Source organism: Adlercreutzia sp. ZJ242, assembly GCF_011038995.1.
Classification (GTDB): Bacteria; Actinomycetota; Coriobacteriia; order Coriobacteriales; family Eggerthellaceae; genus CAAEEV01.
Window position 1 is genome coordinate 1 of sequence record NZ_JAAKEE010000064.1, and the last position, 12709, is coordinate 12709.

Sequence of the window (12709 nt, forward strand, 5' to 3'; positions counted from 1 at the left end):
GTCACCCGCGAGGGCGACGGGCGCGCCCGCACGAACGCCTACGCCGGCGACGGGCGGGCGCCCGACGTGGGCGCCGACCTGTTCCGCCGCGGCGTGTGCCTGCCCTCCGACGTCAAGATGACGCCCGGGCAGCAGGACGTGGTCATCGAGGTCGTGAGGAGGTGCTTCGGGTAGGCATGTACGAGCGCTACGTGAAACGCGTGCTCGACGTGGCCGTCGTCCTCGCGGCCCTGCTCCTGTTCTGGTGGGTCTACGCCGTCCTGGCCGTCCTGGTTCGGGTGAAGCTGGGGAGCCCCGTGATCTTCGCGCAGGATCGCCCCGGCAAGGACGAGAGGGTCTTCAAGCTCTACAAGTTCCGCACCATGACCGACGCGCGCGGCGAGGACGGCGAGCCGCTCCCGGACGAGGAGCGCCTGACGCCCTTCGGGCGCGCCCTGCGCTCCACGAGCCTCGACGAGCTGCCGGAGCTCGTGAACATCCTCAAGGGCGACATGAGCCTCGTCGGCCCGCGGCCGCTCCTGGTGGAGTACCTGCCCCTCTACAGCGAGGAGCAGCGCCACCGCCACGACGTCCGCCCCGGGCTGACCGGATGGGCCCAGGTCAACGGCCGCAACGCCATCAGGTGGGAGGACAAGTTCAGATATGACCTCGAGTACGCGGACAACTGCACGCTCGCCATGGACATGAGGGTTTTCGTCGCCACGTTCAAGGTCCTCCTCCGCCGCTCCGGCATCAGCAGCGAGACGAGCGCGACCATGGAGAGGTTCGCGGGTGCGCCCGGCGAGCTGGAGGGTACCGCGAAATGAAGATCCTGATTCTGGCCAACAGCGACATGGGCCTGTACCGCTTCCGGCAGGAGTTGATAGAGGCGCTCGTCGCCGAAGGGCATGAGGTGGTCTGCAGCCTCCCTGAGGGAGGCATGGTTGCGAAGATCGTCGACCTGGGCGCGAGGTTCGTGCCGTGCTGTTCGCTGCAGAGGCACGGGACGAACCCGTTGGCAGAGCTCAGGCTGATCTCGTTTTACGAGTCCCTCCTGAAAGACGAGCGGCCCGACATCGTCTTTACCTACACGATCAAGCCGAACGTCTATGGGGGAATGGCCTGCGGCAGGCTGGGCATTCCATACGTCGTGAACATCACCGGCTTGGGGACCGCCGTGGAAAACGGTGGCGCTCTCCAGGCCATCACGCTCTTCCTCTACAAGAGGGGCCTTGCGAAGGCCCAGAAGGTGTTCTTCCAGAACGAAGACAACAGGGACTTCATGTTGGGGAAGGGCGCTGTTTCGGGGGCGTGCGACCTCCTTCCGGGCTCCGGCGTGAATGTCGACCGCTTTCCCGCCCTCGAGTATCCCGATGACGGGCGCGTGCGCTTCCTGTTCATCGCTCGCATCATGAAGGAGAAGGGCATAGAGCAGTATCTAGACGCCGCCGAGCAAATAAAGAAGAGACATCCTGATGCTGAATTTCACGTTTGCGGCGCTTGTGAGCCCGAGTACAAAGGGAGACTCAGGCAGTGCCAAGAGAGCGGAGCGATTGTTTACCATGGCTGCGTGGAGGACGTCCTGCCTCTGTACGAGATGGCTAGCTGCGTTGTTCTTCCGTCGTACTACCCGGAGGGGATGTCGAACGTGCTGTTGGAAAGCTGCGCCTGCGCGCGACCGATCATCACGACCGATAGACCTGGATGCAGGGAGATCGTTGACGACTGGGTCAACGGCTTTATCGTCAGGGAAAGGGACAGTGAGTGCCTGATCCAGAAGATGGAGGCGTTTCTCGCCCTGCCGAGGGACCAGCGGGTAGAGATGGGCAAGGCTGGGCGCAAGAAAGTTCGCAGGGAATTTGACCGGCAAATCGTTGTCTTGGAATATCTAAAGGAACTTGAGCAACATGAGAAGACTGGCAAATAACATCATAAGCGTCTGCTATTCCTTCGTTAGAATCGGAATTAGGAAGATGGCGTATGGAAGCAACTTCACGAGCGGTTTGGTTCAGCGCATATCTCCTAATGTGGTTCTTGAGTTCAACAGGAACGCAAGGGTAAGCCTCGGTGACAAGGTTCGCATTCATAGCGGCGGGAAGATCAAGGTTCGCTCAGGGGCTGAGCTCGTCATAGGAAGCGGAGCCAAGTTCAACTACAACTGTGGCGTGTTCTGCCACCGCCGTATCGTCATAGGTCCAGGCGTCGAGTTCGGCCCGAACGTCCTCGTCTATGACCACGATCATGATTTTCGCTCAGGGGGGGGGGCTCAAAGATGGTGTTTTCTGCTGCGATGATGTCGTTATCGGAGAGAACAGCTGGATTGGGGCCAATACAGTCATTCTTAGGGGGACAATAATGGGAAAGAACTGCGTTGTTGGGGCGGGCTGCGTCATTAAGGGTTCCTATCCTGATAACTCGATCGTTATTCAAAGGCGAGAAACAACGGTGAAAGAAATTGTGAATTGTTGAGAAGTTGGCGAATGTCAGAAATGAGGGCCAGAACGCTCAAAAGAGCTGCGATAGTAGGCTCCAGAGTCATTCGAGTTAATCTTCGATTGGTTGGTGGCGGATGGGCTCATGGAAACCGATCGGTATTCATTCCGGTGACATGCGTACCCCTTCCTGATGTGATAGTTTTATCGGCTCATGGTTTTTTATCGATTGGAAGAAAACCCAGGGCCAGAGGCAGATTCAATCTTGATAATCAAGACAAAGATGAACCTCAAACAAAAGAAAAAGTGCCTTTCAATTCGGGGTGTCGCACAAACCGCCTATATGAGGCTGAAATCGAAAAAAGCCATGAATATGTTTCAAACGCTATGACTCATGATAACGGTCAAGGTTTTCGATCGCCAGATGACACCAAAAGTGGGAGCTTTTTCTTTGGTGAAGCGAGTTCAGAGGACAATCGTAAATTTAGTACAAGGGCAATTCTGCGAAGGGATGCACATCTTGGTGACGATCTTGTTATAGCGAAAAAGCGTATTCTTGAAAGACGTTACCTAAACGATTCTCTGATGATTCAACGCGGGAATTCTGATATCCGTCTACCTCACTCTAATAGGAATAGCGATGAATAAAGTGCTGTTTGTTACAGATAGGAATATCCTTACTACTTGTGGAGAGCTTCGATTGATAAAGAACAGAGCCGAAGCTCTTTTTGCAAGTTATGGAATTGCAACAGATTTTCTTGTCCTTCAGAGCAAAGAAAGGGTGAGAAGCAGAGCGAGGGAAGTGATCAATGCGGGAGGCTCGTTTCATGCTTTTGAAGCAGAGTTATCTCGGCCTGTGTCTTGGTATCTTCGATATAGGGATCTTCTTGAGATAACGATTCGGGAGCTTAAAAAAGAATGCTACTCCGCAGTTGTTTTGTCGGGATTAGGAATGCCCTATATGGCAAAGCGCATTACGAAGGCAGTTAGTGTTCCGATTGTTCTAGATATACATGGTTCATCGGAGGATGCTATTGAGTTGTCCAAAAACGCTTCTTTAGTAAAGAAACTCCGTAATCGAGCGATATACTTATTTGACTCTGACGCGATTCGTAAGGGATTGAAATACTCTAACAGTTGTTTTGTTGTGACAAGTGCATTAAAAAACTATATAGCTCGTAAGTATCATGTTAATGATCTTATTGCATATATTGTTCCTTGTGCAACATCGGCCGAAATACCTGATGTCCATGAGTACGAAATGTTGCGTCGGCGTTACCGTAGTGAGCTTGGATTGAGAAACGAAGAAGTTGCATTTATCTATTCTGGGGGTGCTTCTTCGTGGCAATGTATTCCTCAAACTCTGGAGTTGTATCGTCGTATTGCTGCCGAAATCAAACAGCCCTCAAAGCTGCTGATTTTCTCGCACGATATCGGACAGATCCGGTCAATGCTTGGAGCCGAAACGGTCGATGTGGTAGTGAGGTCGTTCAAGCCGCAAATGCTTCGCCAGGTTTTGTACTCGGGCGATTTTGCTTTCATGCTTCGAGAAGATTGCGTGACGAATAATGTGGCTTTTCCGAATAAGTTTCTTGAGTATGTTGGCAGCGGAATGGATATCATTGCGACTCCGTATGTTTATGAGGTTGCGTCGCAAATTGAAAAGAATGATCTCGGGTATATTTTTGAAACGAACGATTCTTTTTGTGAGTTAGTAAGCTATATAAGCAGTCGAAGTGAATCCTCTGTAGAGTGGAAGGTTCGTAAAAGTGTTCTAAATAATAACTCGTTTGAGAAATCACTAAAGCCGTTTGTGGAAATGATTACAGAAACGAGCGCTGGTGAAAAGCGCGGGAAAGAATAAGTGCACTCATCAAACAATTACAAACAACAGGATGGGTTTGTTAGGCTTGGGGTAATGTGTGGGAAAAATAACCAAATCTTTTGTCTGGCCAGGTCAAACAAAGAGAATTCAATTCCAAGTCAACGCTCGAAGATAAAATAAGGGAACAACAAACCAAGCCCTTCATAAAGTAGCTTTAAAAATGATGACCAAAAGTCAGAAAAATGAATATGTTGTTACTAGTGCGGGGGAGATTGAATTCTCGTCTCGGTGGATCTGTTCGCTAGCTAGCTCCCCTCTTTTCTCTTGTCGCTTTTCACAAACAGTGGGATGGGTTTGTTAGGTTTGCTCTCATGATCGAAGACCGGCAGGCAACAGTGTTTCAGGACCTCAAAACTCATAAAGCCGCGGCGGTTACGGATGATGTCGGTTAAGGCTTTCTGCTACTGCGTTTGTACGACCTTGTTCCCAAGCGTTGAGAATGTAGGTCATGCAAATTATCAAAGTCGGCGCTTAGATGGCCTAATCGCTAACGGTTATTGCGATCTGGATCATATTGCTATTGTGATAGCAAAGCACTTCATTCAATCTCAAGTTAGGATTCGGTAGACTATGCCTTCGGCGAGGTGGATTACTAAAAGGTCGATTAGCTGCATCTCCTCAACAGCGTGGGATAATCAAGAGAGCAATCACTCTCTTGTACAGCAACGGATCCAAAGCGCTCGATACGTTGATTTTAGACTGATCGTCTGTTCAACGCTAGTTGGACTTTTGAACAGCTTCTTCTACGATAGCTTTTCGATAATGGCTGCCTTATGTGCTGTTGAGGTGATAGTTCTATTCTGGCTTTTTATTGCTGATAAGCCGCTAGCCTACGTGGGTTTATACGTAATCTTTACCTGTTTTAGCATGGAAAGCGCAACTTTTGTCGGATCTGATATGTTCTATGGTTTTAAAAACTTTCGACTAGCTGGTCTTAATCTTGCGGTCTGGATGCTTTTACCTGCGTTCTGTATGGCGCTAAGAAGAAAGAGAATTGCGGCAAAAAATTTCAATCTGCAAGCAAAGTCGTTTATTAACGGGCTGAGTTTTTTTATCTATATCGGACTATTTATGACTGCGATTACCTATTGTCTTGACGATAATGGTTTTGCTAGCCAGAACGGGAGCCTTGGACAGCTCGTGGGATGTGTATATTCGTATGTGTTGCCATTTGCGATCTGCCTTTGCTTTTTTGTGATTGTTTTTGCGGAAGAAGGAAGCGTTAAGAAGCTTCGTCCTTACCTTTATTCAATCATTGTCGGTTTGGCTATAGTGTTTCTTGCTTGCTTGGCGTTTGACAATTATGGGAATAGAGGCGGGCTTCAGTCTCTGCAGGTTAGCGACGTTTACTTTTTGCTGACTGGCTCTTTAATTCTAATTGTATATGGCAACATGTCGAAGAGCGCACGCGCTATTCTTGCAATCTCCGGTGCGGTAATACTCGTGCTTTCATTGAGGTACAACGCGAGTGGAAAGATCGTAATCGTTTCCGTGCTGATTCCTTTCGTCATTATTTTCTTGTCGTGCAAACAACAAGGCGCTAACGTAAAAAGTCTATTTGTAACGGTACTCGCAGTGTTTATCATAGTGTTTGCAGTTTTATTCCTGTTACCAAAGCTTGCTGCAGATAGTTTCTTGCTTTCAAGCAAGATCGAGCAAGCGGTTGGACTATTTAGCTTTGGCGACAACTGGCTTGAATCAATGCCGTCTTCTGCGCAAATGAGAGTAACCGAGTTCTTAAATATCGGTTATGAATTGATCAATAAGCCTTGGTTTTTACCTTTCGGAAAAGGATTCATCGGCACTGTGACAGACGGCCTGGGATATTTCAAGGATTTGACTGTCTTCGCATTTTCCGATTGGGAGTTGGTTCTAGGAGCATATTATACAATGCACGAGTCGCTGAATTGTTTCTTTTTGGTAGGTGGCGTATTTGGGCTCTGCTTCTATTTTTCGGTGCTTGTTTCCTTTTTGAAAAGCATTGATAAGTCCCCATGGCTTGTATTCGGAATGATCTGGTTCCTCTTGTTCTATAGTTATCACCTTTCTATTACTGTCTACGGGGTATTAAGCCTCGCTGTTGGTTTGCTTGAGGCCAGCGAGAATGAGTTCGCAGGTATCTTGTTGGCAAGGACAAGGGACTCGAAGGAAATTTCTAAATGAAAAAGGTAATGCTGGTGTTCGGTACGCGCCCAGAAGCTATTAAGATGTGCCCCCTGGTCAACGAGCTCAAGCGTCGTTCCGCAAAGTTTAAAACCGTCGTGTGTGTTACAGGCCAGCATCGCGAAATGCTGGATCAAGTTTTATGCGTTTTTGGCGTGGAGCCTGACTATGACTTAAAAATAATGAAACCTGGCCAAACTTTGTTCGATGTCACTTCGGAAGCTCTGCTGCTCATGAAAGATGTAATCGAGAGAGAGCTACCGGACCTGGTTCTTGTGCATGGAGACACCTCTACCAGTTTTGCTGCGGCGTTGGCGAGCTTTTATTTGCGCGTTCCAGTTGGCCACGTTGAAGCTGGTTTGAGAACGTACAACATTCGGTCTCCTTGGCCTGAAGAATTTAATAGACAGGTGGTCGATATAGTGGCAGAGTACTATTTTGCGCCAACTGAAACAACGAGACAAAATCTTCTTGCGGAAGGGAAGGATGAGGAGAGAATTTTTGTAACTGGCAATACCGGAATAGATGCACTGAATACAACAGTTCTCCCTGGCTATCGTGATGAAATGATTGATTGGGCCTCGGGTAGTCGCTTGATTCTGATTACAGCTCATAGGCGCGAGAATCTTGGGGAGCCTATGCATCAGATGTTCAGGGCTATTCGCCGAGTCCTTGACGAAAATTTAGACGTAAAGGCAATTTATCCGATTCATATGAATCCGCAAGTTCGAGAAGCGGCGCATTTGGAGTTAGATGGATGTGATCGGCTGAGAATTATTGAACCGCTCGAGGTCTCTGTTTTTCACAATTACCTCGCTGCAAGTTGTTTGGTTTTGACTGACAGTGGGGGAATTCAAGAAGAGGCTCCTAGCCTTGGAAAGCCTGTCTTGGTAATGAGAGACACGACGGAGCGTCCCGAAGGGGTCGAGGCAGGAACTCTTCGTTTAGTAGGCACCTCCGAAGAATCTATATATTCAGCCTTTACTGAGCTGCTCAAAGATGAACGCAGCTACGCTTCCATGTCGAAGGCGTCTAACCCTTACGGAGATGGGTTTGCCAGTATGCGCATTGCGGATATTCTGTCTGCGCGATTGTGATTGCTGGGATATGGTGCTCAAATGAGTAATACCGTAGTTGTCGCTGATCTTTTGCTTCCAAAGGGGCATGTTGATTTTAATAAGAAATACTTGGAGGCATTGTCTGCAAATGCTGATACGCGCGTTGTTCCTGGATTGTTGGGAGAGCGTCGTTTTTCGTACGAGTTCTTTACACCCGGGAAACTACTAAAACCATGTGAGGGGAAAATCGCGGGGCGGATACAAACAAAAAGAAACGCGGCGATTGCATCTCATTATTGGAAAAAGGTTCCTGGTTCGTCTCTTGTCCTGTTGTCAAGTGACCCGTTGATGCTGCTCTTTTCGCCCCATCTGCGAGGTAATGTTCTCATGGTTCATCATAAGAGCGTTGATGAGTTGTGTATGAGCTCCATAAAAAGGGCCTGCTTCAGCCTATATAAAAATCGGATCCATCATGCGGTTGGAGAGCCCTTTATTGGTCGGTGTTTAATTGATAAGCTGGGAGTGACGCCGGACCGGGTTCATGTTTGTCCCCATCCAATTGTTGAAGCTGCTTACCTTGATGACAAGAGTTGTTCATTGGCGACACATGATTATGATGCAGTGGGTCTTTGCGGAAGCAATGACTCTGAGTTCGTTCGCGCTATTGCGAGTTTTGAGGAGCGCACTAGTTTTTTTGCGAAAAATAATTGTAGGGTGTACCTGAAAGGTGACCTCTTCTTTAATGATGGATACTTGCGGATTTCTTCAGAAAGGCTTGATGAGGCGGAGTATGCATCGATGCTTCGATATGCTAAGATCTCGCTTTCTCCAGTCGGGTTATCTTTTCAAAATAGGGTGAGCGGAGCGTTGCTCGATGGACTCTCTTATCGATGCGTAGTGGTAGCAACTCCGTTCAAAATGGCCAAGTGCTATTCAAGCTATTACTCTGATTTAGTCTACTGCGAAGATGATGTTGAGCGGTTTTGCCGGAGGATACTCAATTTACTAAGCGAGCGTAATCTGATTGTCTCTAGAGAGGTATCTTTCGCTGAATTGTTTTCGGCTCACTCCATTGAATATATCGCAGATACTCTTTCTGATGCCCTAGAGGCAATGGAGTGATTCTAGTGGCAATTTTGACTACCAAATCGGATATTGCTTGGGGATATGCAGGAACCGTGTTATCAATGACGGCGAACCTGCTCATTCTCCCCTTTCTAACCACGTTCTTGTCTGGCGGCTATCTGGGGCTGTGGTATGTCTTTGTGAGTTTGGGCGCCCTGTCTGCCTTATTTGATTTTGGATTTAATCCAACAATTGCAAGAAATGTGACATTTGCCTGGTCAGGTGCGGTGCGACTGGAAAAGAAAGGCATTTCTTCTCAGGTTGCACCAAAGACTGGCTCAGCTGCAAATATCTCACTTTTGAACAGACTTCAAAAAACTTGCAGGCTTCTGTACCTTGTTGTTTCCCTTGTTGCACTCGCGCTGTTGCTTGTTGTAGGTACGCCCTATATTCTCTTTATCTCGCCGGAACTTGATGTGCTGACAGTGCTGTTAGCTTGGATGATTTATGTGTCAGCTCTTTTCCTGAATCTATACTACGGCTATTTTGCAACCTTGCTACGAGGCATCGGCGCAGTAAAACGATATAATCAAATTCTAGTTGTCTCTAGAATTGTTCAACTGACACTGTCAGTTTTGCTGCTTTCTGCGGGGCTGGGGATTATAGCTCCAGCATTTGCATACTTGTCCTACGGGTTTCTGCTCAGGATATGTTCAAAAGCGGCGTTCTACCGCTATGAGGAAATTGGGGTAGGACTGAAAAAACTCGACGAAAAGGTTTCCTTCAGAGACTCCTATGACTTATTTAAGACCATTTGGTATAACGCATGGCGAGACGGTCTGGTTTCGCTAAGCAACTATTTATCAGGACAGGCAACGGTTGTCGTTGCGTCTGTTTTTCTTACCTTATCGGAAACTGGCATTTATTCGATTTCCGTTCAGTTAATCACTGCGATTTCCACAATTGCTGCAGCTCATTTTTCGAGCAGTCAGCCTGCGATGCAGTCCTCTTTTGCATGTGGCGACCTGCGCAGACTAAAAGAACAGCTGGCAGTCTCTATGGCGTTTTTTCTGCTTATATATATTGCTATGTTGTTTCTGCTTCTTTCTGTGGGTGTGCCCATGCTTCATTTTTTTGGGGAAGGAAGGCAAATTAGCGTCTCTGTGCTGCTTTGTTTGGGGATCTATTATATTCCTTTCAAGCATCAGCAACTATGCGCCTCGTTTATCGCGGGAACGAATGAGATACCCTACATGACTCATTTTGTTATTGGAAGTGCGCTAGGTGTTGTCCTCAGCTCCGTTTTCTGCGGACTATTCGATCTGGGCGTTTGGGGCCTTGTTGCGGGACAGGCGATTTCGCAACTCTTATACAATTGTTGGAAGTGGCCAGAAGTTGCATATTCGATTGTCGATACAACATGTATTTCCTGCATAAAAGAAGGGTGCCTAAGTCTTCTAAAGCCGGGAAGATTTCGCGTGTAAACTACACCGATTTGACTTTGGCGAACGAGCTATGCAGCAAATCGCAACAGCCAACTTTTTAAGTAATAATCTGCAAATTGATCACCGCTTTAATGGATACATCCTTCATTCGATCCCAAGATTGGGCGCAGCGATTCTTTCTCTCGACAAAAATCTTGCAAATCTGCGAGAAAACGTGGGGGAGGTGACCTAGATGCTCCGAAAAGAAGAAATCCCCAACTATTCAGAGATAGCCGCTTTGGCATCTTGCTTGGCGATGAGCACGCATCCCAAGAGCTGCGGACGGAATCTGCTCATGCAATCGAGCGCTCTGGATATGCAGTTTGTGTGTTTCATGGCCTTGCTCGAGCTGCTAGGCTCTTTGACGGTGCCGTTGGTCTTTCTGTGCTCCCATTCGCTGAATGCCTCTTCCGGTTATGTTCCGATATTCGGCAAGCAAGCCCGCGACTTCAGTTTTTATAGTGCAAATCACAACTTTTTGGGTCAATGGAATTTACAAATCCGTAAAGAAATGTAGGAGAGACGGTCTAGATGGTTCAAAAAAAGAAATACGCAACTTCTTAGAGGGCTCTGTATGATTATCACACGCACTCCATTCCGCATGTCTTTCTTCGGCGGCGGCACGGACATGCCGGAGTTCTTCTGCGAGCACGGGGGCTCCGTCATATCGACCACGTTCGACAAGTACTGCTACGTGACGGCGAGGCACCTGCCGCGGTTCTTCGACTACAGAAACGAGCTGGTCTACTCCAGGATCGAGCGGGTGGCCAACCCCGCCGACTTCGAGCATCCCGCCGTGCGCAACGCCATGGCCATGCTCGACATGCGCGAGCTCCGCGTGACCTACGAGGCCGACCTCCCGGCGCGCTCGGGGCTGGGGACCTCCTCCTCCTTTGCCGTGGGCATGCTGAACGCCTTCCACTGCATGAAGGGCACCTACGCGTCCAAGGAGCGCCTCGCCAGGGAGGCGATACGCCTGGAGCGCGACCTCTGCGGAGAGGCGGGCGGCTGGCAGGACCAGGTGGCCGCCGCCTACGGCGGGCTCAACCGCATCGACTTCGCGGGCGACGGGTTCAGCGTGCATCCGATCGTGATGCCGGGGGAGCGGAGGCGCGAGCTTGAGGGCAGCCTGATGATGTTCTTCACCGGGTTCACGCGCTTCTCGTCCGATGTTCAGAAGGCCAACAGGGCGGCTGGCGGGACCGCGCAGCTCAAGGAGATGCTGGCGCTCGTGGACGAGGCGGAGGCGGCCCTGACGGACAAGGCGAGGCCGCTGGCGGAGTTCGGGAGGCTGCTGGACGCCACGTGGAGGCTGAAGCGCGGCGTCGGGCCGGGCGTGTCCAACGACTCGATCGACGAGCTTTACGCGCGGGGGACGGCCGCGGGCGCCCTGGGCGGGAAGCTGCTCGGCGCGGGCGGCGGCGGGTTCCTCGTCTTCTACGTCGAGCCCGACGCCCAGGCGGGCGTGCGGGAGGCCATGGGCGGCCTGCTGGAGATCCCGTTCGAGTTCGAGGATGACGGCGCGACGGTGGTCTACTACGAGGCCGAGGACTACGACCTGGGGGAGGCCCGATGATGGGCGCCAGGTGCCCGCAGGCTAAGACTGAGATCTTGGATTCCCTGCTCGAGCGGTATCCGGACATGCGCTCCTGCGAGGCCGACGTGCGCGCGGCGGCTGACATGCTGGCTGGGTCGTTCCGCGCCGGCGGCAAGCTGCTCGCGTGCGGCAACGGCGGGTCGGCCGCCGACTCGGAGCACGTGGTGGGCGAGCTCATGAAGGGCTTCCGGTTCAAGCGCCCCGTCGACCCCGCGTTCCTGGGCGCCTACCGCGCGGCCAACGGGGAGGAGGCGCCCGCGTGGCTGGAGGGGGCGCTGCCCGCCATCTCCCTCGTCTCCCACACGGCGCTCTCGACCGCCTTCGGCAACGACGAGGCGGCGGTCGGGGTCTTCGCCCAGCAGGTCTACGGCTACGGGAGGCCCGGCGACGTGCTGCTGGCGATCAGCACGTCCGGCAACTCGGCGAACGTGGTCGAGGCGGCCAAGGTGGCCCGCGCCAGGGGGATGCGGGTCGTCTCCCTCACCGGCTCCGCCGAGTCGGACCTCTCCGCGCTCTCCGACGTGTGCGTGCGGGTTCCGAGAGACGAGGTCTTCCAGGTGCAGGAGCTCCACCTGCCCGTCTACCACTGCCTGTGCGCCGCCGTCGAGGCCGAGCTGTTCGGGGGCGCGGAGTGACGCGGGCCGAATATAGGGGCACCGCGGGCCGCTCGCGCGAGGCGGTCGTCCTCGCGGGCGGCTTCGGCACGCGCCTCGCGCACGTCGTCCCGGGCGTGTGCAAGCCCATGGCCCCCGTGGCCGGCGAGCCCTTCCTGCGCCGCGTGCTCGACCAGCTCGACGCCGCCGGGTTCGCCCGCGTGGTCATCGCCGACGGCTACCGCCGCGAGCAGATCGAAAACTACTTCATGGGGACGTACCGGGGCCTTGAGGTCGACTACAGCCCCGAGGACGCGCCGCTCCTCACGGGCGGCGCCCTCAAGGGGGCCCTGGCCCTGTGCGCGCGGCCCGAGGTCTTCGTGCTGAACGGCGACACGTACCTCGACGCGGACTTCGCCGCCATGGAGCGCGCCCTCGCGGCGGACCCCGGGG

The 12709-nt window shown here is 51.7% G+C and carries 14 protein-coding genes; all 14 read left to right on the forward strand.

Annotated features, from left to right (window positions below):
* The first annotated feature begins 176 nt into the window (after window positions 1-176).
* On the forward strand, window positions 177-806 hold the full coding sequence (locus G7Y49_RS10920) for a sugar transferase (protein WP_165173736.1): 630 nt from the start codon (window positions 177-179) through the stop codon (window positions 804-806).
* The gene (locus G7Y49_RS10925; RefSeq protein WP_165173738.1) at window positions 803-1906 is read left to right on the forward strand and encodes a glycosyltransferase family 4 protein; all 1104 of its coding nucleotides are present in this window, start codon (window positions 803-805) and stop codon (window positions 1904-1906) included. Before G7Y49_RS10920 ends, G7Y49_RS10925 begins: the two co-directional genes overlap by 4 nt.
* On the forward strand, window positions 1887-2273 hold the full coding sequence (locus G7Y49_RS10930) for a hypothetical protein (RefSeq protein ID WP_165173734.1): 387 nt from the start codon (window positions 1887-1889) through the stop codon (window positions 2271-2273). The genes G7Y49_RS10925 and G7Y49_RS10930 overlap by 20 nt, the downstream gene beginning before the upstream one ends.
* Entirely contained in the window at window positions 2221-2448 is a 228-nt protein-coding gene (locus G7Y49_RS12530) for a DapH/DapD/GlmU-related protein (protein ID WP_370519657.1), read from the forward strand. The genes G7Y49_RS10930 and G7Y49_RS12530 overlap by 53 nt, the downstream gene beginning before the upstream one ends.
* 20 nt (window positions 2449-2468) lie before the next feature.
* Entirely contained in the window at window positions 2469-3059 is a 591-nt protein-coding gene (locus tag G7Y49_RS10940) for a hypothetical protein (protein ID WP_206214663.1), read from the forward strand.
* Complete coding sequence (locus tag G7Y49_RS10945) at window positions 3052-4275, forward strand: glycosyltransferase family 4 protein (protein WP_165173744.1); 1224 nt, start codon at window positions 3052-3054, stop codon at window positions 4273-4275. Before G7Y49_RS10940 ends, G7Y49_RS10945 begins: the two co-directional genes overlap by 8 nt.
* Window positions 4276-5025: 750 nt before the next feature.
* On the forward strand, window positions 5026-6459 hold the full coding sequence (locus G7Y49_RS10950) for a hypothetical protein (protein WP_206214664.1): 1434 nt from the start codon (window positions 5026-5028) through the stop codon (window positions 6457-6459).
* On the forward strand, window positions 6456-7556 hold the full coding sequence (gene wecB, locus G7Y49_RS10955) for a non-hydrolyzing UDP-N-acetylglucosamine 2-epimerase (RefSeq protein ID WP_165173748.1): 1101 nt from the start codon (window positions 6456-6458) through the stop codon (window positions 7554-7556). Before G7Y49_RS10950 ends, wecB begins: the two co-directional genes overlap by 4 nt.
* Window positions 7557-7577: 21 nt before the next feature.
* Entirely contained in the window at window positions 7578-8639 is a 1062-nt protein-coding gene (locus tag G7Y49_RS10960) for a hypothetical protein (protein ID WP_165173750.1), read from the forward strand.
* Window positions 8640-8644: 5 nt separating this feature from the next.
* Window positions 8645-10066: an O-unit flippase-like protein gene (wzx, locus tag G7Y49_RS10965; RefSeq protein WP_165173752.1), complete on the forward strand. Its 1422-nt coding sequence runs from the start codon at window positions 8645-8647 to the stop codon at window positions 10064-10066.
* 193 nt (window positions 10067-10259) lie between these two features.
* Window positions 10260-10583: a hypothetical protein gene (locus tag G7Y49_RS10970; protein WP_165173754.1), complete on the forward strand. Its 324-nt coding sequence runs from the start codon at window positions 10260-10262 to the stop codon at window positions 10581-10583.
* A gap of 84 nt (window positions 10584-10667) precedes the next feature.
* Window positions 10668-11642, forward strand: coding sequence for a kinase (locus G7Y49_RS10975; protein WP_241157393.1), 975 nt, complete (start codon window positions 10668-10670; stop codon window positions 11640-11642).
* Window positions 11639-12298: an SIS domain-containing protein gene (locus G7Y49_RS10980; protein WP_206214666.1), complete on the forward strand. Its 660-nt coding sequence runs from the start codon at window positions 11639-11641 to the stop codon at window positions 12296-12298. Before G7Y49_RS10975 ends, G7Y49_RS10980 begins: the two co-directional genes overlap by 4 nt.
* A partial coding sequence (locus G7Y49_RS10985) for an NTP transferase domain-containing protein (protein ID WP_165173758.1) occupies window positions 12295-12709 on the forward strand: 415 nt, incomplete at its 3' end. The genes G7Y49_RS10980 and G7Y49_RS10985, both read left to right, overlap by 4 nt.

Coding starts and splice junctions, on each gene's coding strand:
- G7Y49_RS10980 (WP_206214666.1), top strand. CDS start 11,639: ATGATGGGCGCCAGGTGCCCGCAGGCTAAGACTGAGATCTTGGATTCC.
- G7Y49_RS10920 (WP_165173736.1), top strand. CDS start 177: ATGTACGAGCGCTACGTGAAACGCGTGCTCGACGTGGCCGTCGTCCTC.
- G7Y49_RS10925 (WP_165173738.1), top strand. CDS start 803: ATGAAGATCCTGATTCTGGCCAACAGCGACATGGGCCTGTACCGCTTC.
- G7Y49_RS10930 (WP_165173734.1), top strand. CDS start 1,887: ATGAGAAGACTGGCAAATAACATCATAAGCGTCTGCTATTCCTTCGTT.
- G7Y49_RS10970 (WP_165173754.1), top strand. CDS start 10,260: ATGCTCCGAAAAGAAGAAATCCCCAACTATTCAGAGATAGCCGCTTTG.
- G7Y49_RS10945 (WP_165173744.1), top strand. CDS start 3,052: ATGAATAAAGTGCTGTTTGTTACAGATAGGAATATCCTTACTACTTGT.
- G7Y49_RS12530 (WP_370519657.1), top strand. CDS start 2,221: ATGATTTTCGCTCAGGGGGGGGGGCTCAAAGATGGTGTTTTCTGCTGC.
- G7Y49_RS10940 (WP_206214663.1), top strand. CDS start 2,469: ATGAGGGCCAGAACGCTCAAAAGAGCTGCGATAGTAGGCTCCAGAGTC.
- wecB (WP_165173748.1), top strand. CDS start 6,456: ATGAAAAAGGTAATGCTGGTGTTCGGTACGCGCCCAGAAGCTATTAAG.
- G7Y49_RS10960 (WP_165173750.1), top strand. CDS start 7,578: ATGAGTAATACCGTAGTTGTCGCTGATCTTTTGCTTCCAAAGGGGCAT.
- G7Y49_RS10975 (WP_241157393.1), top strand. CDS start 10,668: ATGTCTTTCTTCGGCGGCGGCACGGACATGCCGGAGTTCTTCTGCGAG.